Raw genomic sequence first — 13,184 nt, 5'->3', positions numbered from 1 at the left:
GCAAGTCAGTTCACGGCGGCGATGTTGCCGAGGCGCAGGAACAGCGTTTCGCCGGAGGAATCGTCGACGCCGTCATTGTCGGTGACGACGAAGGCGTTGCCTTCAGGGTCGATGGTGAAGCTTTCCACCTTGTCGAGGACATAGCCGCTGGCGGCGGCCTTCAGGTCGGGCAGCAGGTCGCGTACCAGCGTCTTTTCCACCAGCGGCAGGTCGCCGTCCAGCGGCGCCGGCCTGAAGGCGTCCATGGCCACCGCATAGAGCTTCTTGGTGCGGGCGAGGTTGCCGATCAGGTTGTCGCGCTCGATGATATAGAGCTTGCCGTCATGGGCGGCGATTTCCGACAGGCCCATCCAGCCGCCTTCCGGCTTGTCGAGCGGATAGCGTACCGCCGCCCATTGCTTCGATTTCGGCTTGTAGGCGAGCAGCTTGACCTGGCCCTTCGGGTCGTCCTTCCATTCGCGCTGTATCGCCATCACCAACGTGCGGTCGTCGCCGTCGCCTATGGCGGTGACGCCTTCCAGGCCGAATCGGGTTTGTCCTGCGAGTAATTCAACGGGTAAGCCGATCTCTTCCTTGATTGCGCCTTTGCCGTCGACATGCAGCAACGCATGCGGAACGAGCTTGGCCGGATCGCCTTCGTTGGCCAGCCAGAAGCCGCCGTCGCCGTCGCCGGCGATGCCTTCTATGTCGAGCTTCTGCGCCGAGGCACCGTCACGCGTGACGATGGTCTTCGCGGCGATCAGCGCCGGCGTCCTGGCTGCGTCGATCGTGAAGATGGCTGGCGCGTTGCGGTAGAAGGAGTCCGACACGGCATAGAGCGTGCCGGGTTTGTCCGGGTCGGCGAACAGGCCGGACAGCGCGCCCCAGCCGATCGGCAGGCCGGCATCGTCATTGGCCGAGAGGATCATCGGATAGGCGGCCGGCGCCTGCGTACGCTCATAGATCATGACATGCGAGCGGGCGAGGCCGTCCTCGCCGAGATCGGTCTCGTTGGCGGTGACGAGCAGGTTGCGCTGCGGGATCGCCACCAGCCCTTCCGGGCCGATGCCGGAGGGCAGGAGCTGGAGGAACTGCGGGTCGGCGTCGCCGATCCTGTAGACGCCGACGACGGAAGCGCGCTCGGCGGCAACGAACAGCAGCTTGTCGTCGCCGAAGGCGGCGAACTCCAGCCCTTCCGGCTCGACACCCTTCTTGTTGCGCTTGTCGGGATAGTGGCCGGCGCGGGCAATCTCGTGCTCGAAGGACGGACCGGATTCGTAAAGCACTTCGCCCTTCCTGGAAAAGACAGTGAAGCCGCGCGTGCCACCCTTCCAGTCGCCCTCGTTGGCGACGGCGAGACGGTCGTTGTCCAGCCACTTAACCGCATCGGGCTCGCGCGGCGCGGCCTCGACCTTGCCGGTGAAGGACAGCGCGCCGTCCTTCCTGGTGTCGACGTTCTCCAGCGCGACGGAGCCGGCGGAGAAATGTGCGGTAACCTTGCCGCTGGCGGCGTCGACGATGGCGATGTGGTTGTTTTCCTGCAGCGTGACGGCGATCTCGCCGGCTTCGTTGAAGGCGACGAACTCCGGCTCCGGGTCCTCCGGCGCCACTTCGGCGAGGCCGGTCAAGTCGACCGTGCGGATCGTGGCGCAATCGGGCGCGCCGTCCTTCAGCGCGACGATCTTCAGGTTGCCGGCAGGCATCTGCGGGAGCGCGCCGTCGTTCAGGTCCTCGTCGCGTTCGTTCTCGACGGCGACGGCGAGCCAGGCCTTGTCCTTGCTGACGGCAACCGAGTCCGGCTGGCCGCCGAGATCACAGGAAGCTTCTATCGCCTTTGTGGCGATGTCCACGACGCGAAGCTGGCCGGACGGATTGACCTTGCTTTCGGAGGTGTTGACGGCAACCAGAACCTTGCCGCCGGCAATCACGACCGAGGTCGGCTCGCCATCCATCTTGATCGAATCACCCGCCTTGGGCGCCTTCGGGTCGGTGATGTCGATGAAGCCGATACCGCCATAGGGGCTGTCGGAATAAACCAGCGTGTTGCCGTCTTCCGATACGGAAATGATCTCGGACGAGGTGGCGGTCTTGGCGTCCGCGTCCTTCGGCAGGTTGTCGGCGACCGCGAAGGTGGCGACGCGGTTGAACATCATGTCGGCATGGGCGGGCATTGCCGAGGCGGCGAGCGCGGCGGCCAGCGCGAGCAGGCTTGGCTTGATGGACATCGAAAATCCCTCTCGATTGAAACAGCCTGCAATGCGCAAGCGATGTTTCAGCCGCATGAAGGGATTGTGAAAGTTTGCTGACAGTTCACCGTAGCCGTGCGGTCCCTTCTGGACCGGCACGGTTTGATGGGCGAAGCTGCAACAGGCGAGGCAGGATACGCGCATGGCGAAGACCGAACGCGAGAAGATGGCGGCGGGCGAATGGTATGCCTGCGTCGACGATGAACTCGACGCGCTCAGAACGGCGGCGCAGACGGCAGTGTTCGAGCACAATTCGCTGCCGCCCATAGTGCGCGGCGACATCGGGCCTGCCTTGCGCGCCCTGCTGGGCTCGGACGGCGAAAACGCCCGCATCGAGGCGCCGTTCTATTGCCCCTACGGCTTCAACATCTTTCTCGGCAGGCGAACCTTCCTGAACGCCGGCTGCACCGTTCTCGACACGGCGCCGGTCAGGATCGGCGATAACACGATGATTGGCCCCTCCGTACAGATCTATTGCGCGGATCATCACCGGACCGTCGAAGGCCGTCGCGCCGGGCTTGAGATCGCGCGACCGGTCACGGTGGGTAACGACGTCTGGATCGGCGGCGGTGCGATCATTCTCGGCGGCGTGACCATCGGCGACGGCGCCATCGTCGGCGCAGGAGCCGTGGTGACGCGCGACGTGCCGGCGGGCGCGACGGTGGCCGGCAATCCGGCGCGGCCAATCGAACGACGGTAGAGCGCGGGCGAGGCAAAGGCCGCGGCATTGCCGCCGCGACCTGTGCTGCGGATGAGGATATCGTCAGGCCGTCAGGATGGCCACGATCTCCAGGCTGTCGGGATCGACGATGACGATCCGGCCGTCGGCCAGTACGAAATACTCGTAGCTCTCGTAAGCTGGCACGATCTTGACGATGCGGGCGGGCAGGCGATGCAGATGCACGTGGCGCGGCACCGCCGTGCCGACCGTTATCTCGAAATCGATCTTGGAGACGGGCTCCACCTTTGCCTCATGGATCACGTTGACAATCTGGGTTTTCTGCTCGACCGTCACATTGCTGATCGAAGCCGTCGAGTTCTTGTCGGTTGTAGTCGAGCTTTGGCCCTGCGCTTCATTCGTGGTCGTGCTGCCGCTGCTCTGCCCGGACTGCTGCTCTGTCTGCCCTGTCGAGCCTTCGGCCTTGTTGGTGGTCGTGCCGGAAGACCCTTCGGCGGCGGCGCCGGATCCTGCCTGTCCTGTCCCGGTCTTACCCTCAGCCTGTGTGTTGTTCTGCCCGGTGTCCGAGCCCTGGGCGGCCTTGCCGGACTTCTCTTCCGACTTTCCTTGCGCGGTCGTTCCTCCGCTCGCGTCGTTGCAGTCGGTCGCGCCAGCCGGGCAGGCGCTGCCGCTCTTGCCCTGTGCCGATCGTTTTTCCGTCGTCGACGCCTTGCCCTGGCTCTGCTGCTCGGTGTCGCCGTCGGCCGAGCCCTGGGCTTTGCGTTCGGTGGTGCTGCTCGTGCTGCCCTCGGTCTTGCTGCCGGCGCCCGACTGCGACCCTGAGCAATCGGTGCTGCCCACCGTGCAATTGGTCATTCCGGAATGGCCGGTGGACTCGCCCGAAGGCTGGCTCTGCGCGAGCGCTACGCTGGACGCAACGCCAAGGCCGAGCACCAACATGCTCTTGATGACAATCTGTTTCATCGGAATCTCCTTGGATTGTGGTCCCTCGTCGTCCCAATCCTCCTCTTCCGCCTTTGTTCCGGGGTTCGCCAATATGGCCGATCACGAATGTTTGCAGCCGCCGCCCAAAACAAACCCCGCCGGCGGGGCGGGGTTCTGACCTCCAAGTCCTGGAAAATCGGGGCTCGCCCCGGCTTTTGCCTCAGCTCAGGCCCTCGATGTTGCCGTCGTCGTTGAGGAAGATGTTTTCCGACGAGGGCTTGGAGGGAAGGCCGGGCATCGTCATGATCTCGCCGCAGATGACGACGACGAAACCGGCGCCGGCGGCGAGGCGCACCTCACGCACCGGCACGGTGTGGCCGGTCGGGGCGCCGCGCAGGTTCGGGTCGGTCGAGAAGGAATACTGCGTCTTGGCCATGCATACCGGCAGGTTGCCGTAGCCGGCCTTCTCCCAGCCGTGGAGCTGGTCGCGCACCGACTTGTCGGCGATCGCCTCCGAGCCGCGATAGATACGCTGGACGATGGTGTTGACCTTCTCGAACAGCGGCATGTCGTCGGGATAGAGCGGCGCGAACTGCGAGGCGCCGGATTCGGCAAGCTGCACCACCTTGTGCGCCAGTTCCTCGATGCCGGCGGAACCCTGCGCCCAGTGCTTGCACAGGATCGCCTCCGCACCCAGACCCTTGACGTAGGCCTTTAGCGCCTCGATTTCGGCGTCGGTGTCGGAGTAGAAGTGGTTGATCGCCACCACCACCGGCACGCCGAACTGGTGCACGTTCTCGATGTGGCGGCCGAGGTTGGGACAGCCCTTCTTGACGGCCTCGACGTTCTCCGCGCCGAGGTCCTCCTTCTTGACGCCGCCGTTCATCTTCATGGCACGCACGGTGGCGACGATGACGGCCGCCGCCGGCTTGAGGCCCGCCTTGCGGCACTTGATGTCGAAGAATTTTTCCGCGCCGAGGTCGGCACCAAAGCCGGCTTCCGTCACCACGTAGTCGGCGAGCTTGAGAGCGGTGGTGGTGGCCATCACCGAGTTGCAGCCATGGGCGATGTTGGCGAACGGGCCGCCATGGACGAAGGCCGGGTTGTTCTCCAGCGTTTGCACGAGGTTCGGCTGGATGGCGTCCTTCAAAAGCACGGCCATGGCGCGATGCGCCTTGACGTCGCGGGCGTAGACCGGCGTCTTGTCACGGCGATAGGCGATAATGATGTCGCCAAGGCGCTTTTCAAGGTCCTTCAGGTCGCGCGACAGGCACAGGATCGCCATCACCTCGGAGGCGACGGTGATGTCGAAGCCGGCTTCGCGCGGATACCCGTTTGCGACGCCGCCGAGCGAGCAGACGATCTCGCGCAGCGCCCGATCGTTCATGTCCATGACGCGCCGCCAGGTGACGCGGCGGGTGTCGATGCCGAGTTCGTTGCCCCAATAGATGTGGTTGTCGATCAGCGCCGACAGAAGATTGTGCGCGGTGGTGATGGCGTGGAAGTCGCCGGTGAAATGCAGGTTCATGTCGTCCATCGGCACGACCTGCGCATAGCCGCCGCCCGCCGCGCCGCCCTTCATGCCGAAGTTCGGGCCGAGCGACGCTTCGCGGATGCAGATGATCGCCTTCTTGCCGATGCGGTTCAGGCCGTCGCCGAGGCCGACGGTGGTGGTGGTCTTGCCTTCGCCGGCCGGCGTCGGGTTGATGGCGGTGACGAGGATCAGCTTGCCGTCCTTGTTCTTCTGCACCGACTTGATGAAGTCGGCCGAGATCTTCGCCTTGTCATGGCCGTAGGGAACCATCTGTTCGGCCGGAATGCCGAGCTTGGCGCCGATCTCGAGGATCGGCTTCTTCTTGGCGGCGCGCGCGATTGCGATGTCGGATTTCACTTCGGCCATGACGGCGCTCCCATTGTTCGTCGTTCGGCGAGGATGGCGACCCACCCTTCAGGCCGCGCATAGAAGCGCGAGCGGACGCGCTCGCGCAATCTCAAAACAGGCGCGCAATGCGCGAAAAACGACAGGCTTCGTCCGCTACCTGTCGAGGATCGACCGCAGCTCGACGATGTTCGAACGCACCTGCAGCAGGTTGAAGCCCATGGTGGCGAGGTGAGAGGGGAAGAACGCGCTCGACTCATTGCCGTTGGAGATGATCCAGGGCTGGACGTCGAGCGAAGCGCGCAACTGGCTTTCCATCCGGTCCCACAGGGTCTTCAGGTTGCGTTCGGCGATCACGTTGGCGAAATCCGACTGGGTGGCCGTCAGGATGCCGTAGTAGGCGTAGAGCTGGCCGTAGGCGAACCAGAAGCGGTCGTCGGCGCGCGGATCGAACCAGCCGGCATCGGAGGCCTCGATGCGGGCGCGCAGGATATCGGAGGTCGAGCCGATGTCGGAGGCGATGCGGTCGAGGAACAGCAACAGGTTGTCGGCGCGCGGGTCGAATGTGGCGCGACATTGCTCCAGGCTGGTGTTGAAGGCGCGCAGGTCCGCGATGGCCTCGCGGTAGACACTGGGGGTCGGGCGGGTCGGGCCGCGCCAGCCGATGTACCAGGCGGTCTCGTCCCAGGCCAGCGCGGTGCGAGCCTTCTGCAGGTTCTCGTCGATCTGCGAGGTGCCGCGTACGCGCCCCAGCGTGTCGACGAGTTCGGTCGTCGTGCGCCGCAGGACCTGGTTGATGCCAAGCTGGAAGGCGGCCTTGTTGTCGAAGAAGGGGGTGCGGCGCCAGTCCAGGCCGAACAGGCCGGCTTTCGACAGCAGCGTGGAGGATATCCACGCATTCTGGTTGACGTTGAAATCGACCAGATCGGCGGCGACGGCGGCGATTGCCGAAGGCTTGCAGCTTGTCGGCTGGGACGTGGCCGCCTGTCCCTGGACGTTGCTTGCCGGCTGCACCGGTTCGCCCGCGCCGGTGGCGCCGGCGGCCGCGACTTCGGCGGCCGGATAGTCCGGATTGAAGCCGTTCCACCATTGGGTGATGTAGAAGAAGCGGGCGTAGAAACCCAGGACGACGAGAATGACGAGGCCGATGACGGCCCTGAGAATCCAGCCGCGCTGCGTGTACCAGCGGCCCGCCCACATGAAGGGCCACAGGATGATGCCGATGACGAAGCCGATGCCGCGGCCGATCCACTGGAAGATGCGGGTGAAGAAGGTCACGATCGGATCGAGCATGGCATCCCCCTCGTCAGGTCAGTCGGTCAGGCCGTAGAGGCGGGCGCGGAAGCCAGCCTTGTCCTTGAGATATGTGGTTTTCAGCACGTCCACAACATGCGAGCGCCAGGCTTGCGAAAAACCTTCGTAGTCGCGGTAGAAGCCCTGCTTGTTGAAGATGTAGCGGGAGACGAAATCGGCGGGCACGAAATCGGAGATCAGCCGGTTGGTCAGCCAGGCGTCGGGATGGTCGGGCCGGGCGCGCACCACCAGGAAGCGCTGCTGCGGGGCGATGTCCTCGATCCGCAACTGGCCGAGCTGGTTGATCTCGCGCTTGGCCGCGTTGAGGAACGGGAAATTGCCGTCCCTGGCGATCAGGTCGGCGTGGCCGTGGATCCAGGTTTGCAGCCAGATCTTGTCGACGTCCGACAGGTTGCGGTCCGGTTCGGCGTCACGGATCAGGCCGCGTACGATCATCTCGGCGCGATGTTCGAGATAGCCGGACTGCTCGATCCACGAGGCGCGCGGCAGCTCGATGCGGCCGGTCGAGGCGAGGAACTGAAACACGGCGTCGGCGTCGCGGATCGACAGGTAACTGACCTGCCAGGGGCGCGAGCGGCGAAAGCCGGGTGCTGCGGGATCGGAAATCACCGTCGTCACGTCGGGATCGATGAAGACGTAGAGGCCGCCGAAATGGGACGTCCAGTAGGCGTTGTGGCGGAAGATGACCTGGTCCGGCACCAGCGCGTTCTCGCGGATGTCGCCGCAGACCTTGGCCAGTTCCACCATGCGCTTCAACATGGCGTCGTCGCGCCAGGCGTCGGGTTCCTGCTTCAACCGGTCGACCATCTTGCCGAGTTCGGCCGCCTTGCCGAGAACGTCCTCGGCCGACAGCACCTTGAACTCGACCTGGTTGATCGACAAAAGGTCCTCGATGTCCTCGACCTTGGAGACGGAATCCTCGATCTCGCCGTAGATGACGTCCTTGATGGTCAGCGCGTCGATGGCGCGCTGGTTCTTCGTCATGAACTCGAACATCAGCTGCGAGGTGTTGGAAAAGGCGGTGTGCACCACCGGCAGGCTGATCTGCGCAGGCGTCAGGATGATGAAGCGGCGGTTGACCTCGTTGGGGTCGAGATAGTCGGCGCCGCATTCCTCGGCGATTTCCGGCGAGAAGCCGGTGCGGTCGATCTGGAAGGATTTCAGCTTCGTCGGCTTCAGGCCGAAGGCGGTCATCGCCTTGTTGTAGCGCTCGATCAGATGCGGCTCGTCCACCGTGAGCAGGCGACCGAAGATGAGGTCGTTGTCGCGCAGCAGGGGAAATTTGGAGGCGGGCATCAAGATTGCCCCTCACCCTTACCCTCTCCCCGTGAAGGGCGGGGAGAGGGAGGCACCAACGCCTGCGATCCCCTCTCCCCGCCCTTCACGGGGAGAGGGTAAGGGTGAGGGGCATTGCTGCGGATCAAGACATGGTCTCCCAATAGGTAGACGACGTGACGAAACGCCGGTCTGGCGCTTCAACGGGATCGAGGCGTCGCTCCAGTGCGGCGATGATTGTATCGATGACTGCTTCGCGATCTGTCAGCGCATCGACGTTCCAGAACCGTAGGATTGACCATCCTTGCGAAACCATGAAATCATCCCTGCGTCGGTCGTATTTGCTTTCGGCGTGCTGGCTACCATCGAGTTCGACGACCAGTTGGTTTTCGCGGCAGGCAAAATCCACAAAATACGGACCGATCGGAAGTTGGCGGGTGAATTTTGCACGACAGACCTGCCGGTTCTTCAAATCAGACCATAAGGCGCGCTCTGCGTCATTGTCAGCCTTGCGTAGAGAACGAGCGCGTTCGGTTCGAGCTTGTTGGGGCCCGCGCATGAAACTGCCCCTCACCCTTACCCTCTCCCCGTCCTTCACGGGGAGAGGGTAAGGGTGAGGGGCGAATCTCCCTAAGCATTCCACAGCCCCTTCTTCTTCAATTCCTCCATCTCGCGTGCCGCGCGTTCGCGCAGCCTTGCGTCGCGCAGCATCTTTTCCACTGCCGCGTCGTCGGAGCGGTCGGAGTAGCGGAATTCCGAATCGGCGTAGCGGTTGATCTCCTGCATGACCATCGCCATGTCGAACGGCCCGCGCAGCTCCTCGATCATGGCTTTCTTGTCGTCATAGCTCTTGTGCATGAACGTCTCGGGCTTCTCGAACCAGTCGTCCGGCAGTTCGATGTCCATGGCCCGCATCTTGATGGCGTCGGTGACGTTCTTGATGGCGCGGCCGGTGAAGCGCGGTTCGGCCTCCTTGATGAGGTGTAGGTAGTTGCCGATGTCGGCCATGGTCTTGGGCTGGCCAACCTCCTTGACGAAACGGTCGTAGACTTTCCTCAAGCCGTCCTCATGCGGCTTGGCGTAGGAGCCGTATTCCTCAGCGACGGCGCGCTGGATTTCCTGCGCGGCGTAGAGCTTGTGGTCGCCCAGCGGGATTTCATGATTCTTTCCAGCAAGAAGCACGAAAATGTCGATGTAGTCGTCGAGCGTCTGCGGCCCGTCGACCAGCCAGCGGGCGCCGGCGCGCTGGCGCAGCGCGTCGTCGACGTTCTCGGGATAATTGGAGAACATGCCGAAGGAGCAGTTGCCGCGCACCACGGTGGAGGCACCGGCGAAGGCGTCCATGAGTACGCCGGTGATCTCCTGCTGGCCGGCGGAGGCGCGGTCGTCGGAACGCTTGGCGGCCACCTGGTCGATGTCGTCGATGGTGCCGAAGCCGATGGCGCGCGGGTTCAACACGTCGTCGATGAACTGGCGGCAGTTCTGGCCGGACTTGCCCTGATAGGACGAGATCTGGTCGACGCCGAAATTCTCGTAGACGAAGGGATAGCCCGCCACCTTGCAATAGCCGTCGAGCAAGCCGGCGATCATCTGGATCAGCGTCGTCTTGCCGGTGCCGGGCGCACCGTCGCCGATGAAGGTGAAGAGGAAGCCGCCAAGCTCGACGAAGGGGTTCATCTGCCGGTCGAAGTCGTAGGCCATCAGCATCTTGGCGAGCTTGACCGACTGGTACTTGGCGATGTGGTTGCCGACGACCTCTTCCGGTTTCTTGAAGGTCATCACCAGGGGCTTGGATTTCTTGCCCGGCGCGACGTCGAAGCCGTCGAGGGTGAAATCGTCGGCGTCGATGCGGATATGGGTGTTCTCGAAGGCGCCGAGCGTTCCGTCGAAGCGCGCCTTGCGCTGGAGCAGACCGTCGATCGCCGTGCGGGCGAAGGCGCGGGCGCGGGTGAGAAGGTCGGCGTCGTCCTTGGCGCCGGCAATAGCGCTGTCCAGTCCCGCGATCAGCGCCTTCACCGCGTCCTGCGGCGTGTCGAACAGGAAATCGGGCTCGGCCACGTCGTTCGGCGCCTCGCCGTCGGCATCGATCAACTGGAACAGGTAGGCGGCGAGCGCGAAGGCGGCGATGTAGCCGGAGGCGGTGAGCAGTTTCTTGAAGGCGGCCGCCTCATCGCCCTGCAAGGGCGCGCGCGCGTTCTTCGCCTGCAGGCTTTCGAGGTCGGTGCCTTCGGCGAAGGTATCGCTGACCGCAAGGGCGATCTGGATGCCGCGGCGGGCACGGTAGAGCAGGGTGTGCTGCGGGATGGTCAAAAGCTGGTCGTCGGGGTGGACGGCCTGCACGGTCCTGGAAAGCTCGACCTCGCGCGTGCGGCGCACCGAGCCGACCGAGACCGTCGAGACGAAGCGGCGGTTGGTGCCGGCAAGCGCCGTGCCGGATTCGCGTGACGGGTCCTCCAGTACGACGACGCGGGTGATGAAGCTCTGCGCGGTGGCGCGATGCTTCTCGATCGCCGCTTCGGGAATGGTGGTCAGGCCGGTGTCCATTCAATCCCTCCGCTCGGGCTTAAACATCGCTGATCACCTGCCCGTTCGACAGGATGTGCACCTTGTAGCCCGCAAACGTCTTCTCGGCCTCGCCGGCGGCGTAGAGCGCCTGATAGGCTTCGTGCGGCACCAGTGCGTGATTCTCGTAGGAGGAGACGCCCTGGCGGGTGGCTTCGAGGTCGGCGGTGTCGATGAAGAATTCCTCCTGCGCCGGCTGGCTCGACCACAGGCCCTTGCGGCCGGGCGTCTCGCCCTTGGAATAGACTTCCTGGATGGTCCAGGTCAGCAGCCACGCGTTTTCAGGCTTGCGCACCTTGGACAGAACCTCGGCCACCGTCGAATTGTTCTCGGTGATGCCGGCCGAGTAGAACGGCCCTAGCACGACGCGGCGCAACTGCTTGGGGTGCAGGTCGGGAAAATCCTTGTCCAGGTTCATGGCGATCGTCAGCGGCGACAGCGAATAGGCCGAGTTCTTCTCGGTGTAGTCGTCGAAGCGGTGGGCGAGATCGGGATTGAGCAGGCCGTCGACGGGAAGCGGAATGTCGACCTTGTCGTTCAGCTTGCCGTCCCTGGTGACCAGTTGGTCGACCATCGCCTCGGAGGAGTCCTCCACCGTCACCATGTAGACCAGCGGCAGGTTGGCGCTGCCGTCGAACGTCGCCCAGTGGACGAGATAGTAGGGACGGCCGGTCTTGGGATTGACCGAGACCTTGGCGGTCTGCGCCAGCGTGAAGGGACCGAAGGTCTGCTTGCTTTTGACGTCTTCCAGATAGAGCCTCTCGGCCATCGACTTCTGCAAGGCGGCCGGGAATTCCTTGTGGCGCAGGATGAAGTCGGCCATCTCCGCGCGCAACTCGTCGGGCAGGGGAATGCCGGCAAGGCGCTGGTCGGCCGAGCGGCGGTCGTTCTCCAGTTCCAGCACGGTCTGGAAGACGGGATAGCCGCTTTCGGCGCGCGAGATGCGGAACGTGTCCTGGAAGCCCAGCCGGTTGCGCCAGCAGGCGAAGGACTTGTCCAGGCGGGCGATGTATTCGGCGACGATTTTCGCCACGATGCCGTGCCGGTAGAGCGGCGAGCGGTCGTCGCGCATGAAGATCTCGAGGCCGGACAGCGCCGCCGTGATGGCGGTGAAATAGCGCTCGGCTGGATCGTCGGCAGGGGTCATGAGGAAGGGTGCGCGCCGGCTACGACTGCTGCACGTAGTCCGCGGCGTTGTGCTTCCTCAGCACCTCCTCGAAGCGGCGCGCGAAGGCGTCGTCGGCCAGCTTCTTGCGGCGCTGGATGTCGGCCGACGCCACCATGTTCTTCTCGTGCAGTTCGAGCAGGTCGCCGATGTGCTTCTGCGAGGCGGCGCCGATGCCGGCCATCGTCTCTTCGGCCGTGGTGTCGACCTTGGAGCCCAGCGTGTTGATCTTGTGCGCCACGTCCTGCTGGGCGGCGGTCTTCAACGAGTCCTCCAGCGCCTTGTAAAGCACGATGCGCTGTTCGGTATCGATGGTCAGCTTGTTGATGAGCGTCGACTGCGCGGCGATCTGGTTGTTGAGCGAATCGACGAAGGTCTGGAACATGGAGGTGTAGCGTTCCAGCGTCTGGCTCTCGGCCAGCAGCTCCTGCTCCTTGGCCTGCTTCTCGTTGTACTCCGTCGCCATCTTGGAGCGCTCGCCCTCCAGCTTGGTGCGCTCGGTCTGGCTGGTGGAGGAGGCGATCTTGTTTTCGATGTCGAGCAGCAGCGGGTTCAGTTCCTCGATGCGCTTCTGTGTCGCCGTCAGGTTCTCGATGGTCGCCTTGCGGCGCTCGATCACCTGGCCAAGGCTGGTCTCGGAGGTCTTGTAGCGCTGGTCGAGGATACCCTTCTGCGCCTTCAGGATGCCGACGATGGTGTCGGACTTGGAGAGCAACTCCTGCAGGTTGCCGGCCAGCGACATGTTGCGCACGCGATCGGAACGCATGCGCTGCTGGCGCTGCTTGGAGAAGATGCCGATGAACTTTTCCCAGCCCGTGTAGTTCTTCATCGATTCGAACTCGGCGCCGAAGACGTTGGTGGCGTCTTCCAGTCCGATGATCAGGTCGGCGATGTTGCCTTCCATCACCTTCTGTTGTTTCAGCACGTCCTCGATGCGGGCGTTCTCGATGTCGAAATTGGCATCGCCGATCTTCTTGTCGGCCTTGGCCAGCGTGTCGAGCACGGTGCCCGACTGGTCGATCCTGGAGCGCATGTCCTCGACGACCTTTTTGGTCTTCGCGATCTCGGCATCGAAATTCTGCAACGTCGCCATGGTATCTCTCCGTTGGACCCATCACCCCGCGCGCGGCGCGCAGCGGCGAATATATGTGTCGCTTTTGG

General features: G+C 63.9%; 10 protein-coding genes. 1 reads left to right on the top strand and 9 read right to left on the bottom strand.

Annotated features, from left to right (window positions below):
• Positions 1 to 5 precede the first annotated feature (5 nt).
• Positions 6 to 2,204, bottom strand: coding sequence for an esterase-like activity of phytase family protein (locus E6C48_RS16140; protein WP_136359036.1), 2,199 nt, complete (start codon positions 2,202 to 2,204; stop codon positions 6 to 8).
• A gap of 163 nt (positions 2,205 to 2,367) precedes the next feature.
• Here E6C48_RS16140 and E6C48_RS16135 point away from each other — a divergent pair, with 163 nt between their 5' ends.
• Positions 2,368 to 2,925, top strand: a complete 558-nt coding sequence (locus E6C48_RS16135) for a sugar O-acetyltransferase (protein WP_136359035.1) — start codon at positions 2,368 to 2,370, stop codon at positions 2,923 to 2,925.
• Between the two features lie 63 nt (positions 2,926 to 2,988).
• On the opposite strand, the gene E6C48_RS16130 is transcribed toward E6C48_RS16135, so the two are convergent.
• The 8 genes from E6C48_RS16130 to E6C48_RS16090 all read right to left on the bottom strand — a co-directional run bounded on the left by E6C48_RS16130 (position 2,989) and on the right by E6C48_RS16090 (position 13,116).
• Positions 2,989 to 3,867 (bottom strand): DUF1236 domain-containing protein, encoded by an 879-nt coding sequence (locus E6C48_RS16130; protein WP_136359033.1) that lies wholly within the window; start codon positions 3,865 to 3,867, stop codon positions 2,989 to 2,991.
• A 181-nt stretch (positions 3,868 to 4,048) separates the two neighbouring features.
• Entirely contained in the window at positions 4,049 to 5,728 is a 1,680-nt protein-coding gene (locus E6C48_RS16125; protein WP_136359031.1) for a formate--tetrahydrofolate ligase, read from the bottom strand.
• A 135-nt stretch (positions 5,729 to 5,863) separates the two neighbouring features.
• On the bottom strand, positions 5,864 to 7,000 hold the full coding sequence (locus tag E6C48_RS16120) for a DUF2333 family protein (RefSeq protein ID WP_136359029.1): 1,137 nt from the start codon (positions 6,998 to 7,000) through the stop codon (positions 5,864 to 5,866).
• 18 nt (positions 7,001 to 7,018) lie between these two features.
• Entirely contained in the window at positions 7,019 to 8,317 is a 1,299-nt protein-coding gene (locus E6C48_RS16115) for a DUF6638 family protein (RefSeq protein WP_168734552.1), read from the bottom strand.
• A 124-nt stretch (positions 8,318 to 8,441) separates the two neighbouring features.
• The gene (locus tag E6C48_RS16105) at positions 8,442 to 8,855 is read right to left on the bottom strand and encodes an endonuclease domain-containing protein (protein ID WP_136359025.1); all 414 of its coding nucleotides are present in this window, start codon (positions 8,853 to 8,855) and stop codon (positions 8,442 to 8,444) included.
• A 71-nt stretch (positions 8,856 to 8,926) separates the two neighbouring features.
• The gene (locus E6C48_RS16100) at positions 8,927 to 10,840 is read right to left on the bottom strand and encodes an AAA family ATPase (protein WP_136359023.1); all 1,914 of its coding nucleotides are present in this window, start codon (positions 10,838 to 10,840) and stop codon (positions 8,927 to 8,929) included.
• 19 nt (positions 10,841 to 10,859) lie between these two features.
• Complete coding sequence (locus E6C48_RS16095) at positions 10,860 to 12,005, bottom strand: hypothetical protein (RefSeq protein WP_136359021.1); 1,146 nt, start codon at positions 12,003 to 12,005, stop codon at positions 10,860 to 10,862.
• Positions 12,006 to 12,024: 19 nt separating this feature from the next.
• The gene (locus E6C48_RS16090) at positions 12,025 to 13,116 is read right to left on the bottom strand and encodes a hypothetical protein (RefSeq protein ID WP_136359019.1); all 1,092 of its coding nucleotides are present in this window, start codon (positions 13,114 to 13,116) and stop codon (positions 12,025 to 12,027) included.
• Between the last annotated feature and the right edge of the window lie 68 nt (positions 13,117 to 13,184).

It is taken from the genome of Ollibium composti (assembly GCF_004801285.1).
Taxonomy (GTDB): domain Bacteria; phylum Pseudomonadota; class Alphaproteobacteria; order Rhizobiales; family Rhizobiaceae; genus Mesorhizobium; species Mesorhizobium composti.
Note: the sequence above shows the minus strand (reverse complement) of the source record. Positions and strands in the feature narration are given on the sequence as shown.

Excerpts from the sequence above, each read along its gene's own strand:
- E6C48_RS16135 (WP_136359035.1), top strand. The coding sequence starts at position 2,368 with ATGGCGAAGACCGAACGCGAGAAGATGGCGGCGGGCGAATGGTATGCC.
- E6C48_RS16125 (WP_136359031.1), bottom strand. The coding sequence starts at position 5,728 with ATGGCCGAAGTGAAATCCGACATCGCAATCGCGCGCGCCGCCAAGAAG.
- E6C48_RS16130 (WP_136359033.1), bottom strand. The coding sequence starts at position 3,867 with ATGAAACAGATTGTCATCAAGAGCATGTTGGTGCTCGGCCTTGGCGTT.
- E6C48_RS16090 (WP_136359019.1), bottom strand. The coding sequence starts at position 13,116 with ATGGCGACGTTGCAGAATTTCGATGCCGAGATCGCGAAGACCAAAAAG.
- E6C48_RS16120 (WP_136359029.1), bottom strand. The coding sequence starts at position 7,000 with ATGCTCGATCCGATCGTGACCTTCTTCACCCGCATCTTCCAGTGGATC.
- E6C48_RS16105 (WP_136359025.1), bottom strand. The coding sequence starts at position 8,855 with ATGCGCGGGCCCCAACAAGCTCGAACCGAACGCGCTCGTTCTCTACGC.
- E6C48_RS16140 (WP_136359036.1), bottom strand. The coding sequence starts at position 2,204 with ATGTCCATCAAGCCAAGCCTGCTCGCGCTGGCCGCCGCGCTCGCCGCC.
- E6C48_RS16100 (WP_136359023.1), bottom strand. The coding sequence starts at position 10,840 with ATGGACACCGGCCTGACCACCATTCCCGAAGCGGCGATCGAGAAGCAT.
- E6C48_RS16115 (WP_168734552.1), bottom strand. The coding sequence starts at position 8,317 with ATGCCCGCCTCCAAATTTCCCCTGCTGCGCGACAACGACCTCATCTTC.
- E6C48_RS16095 (WP_136359021.1), bottom strand. The coding sequence starts at position 12,005 with ATGACCCCTGCCGACGATCCAGCCGAGCGCTATTTCACCGCCATCACG.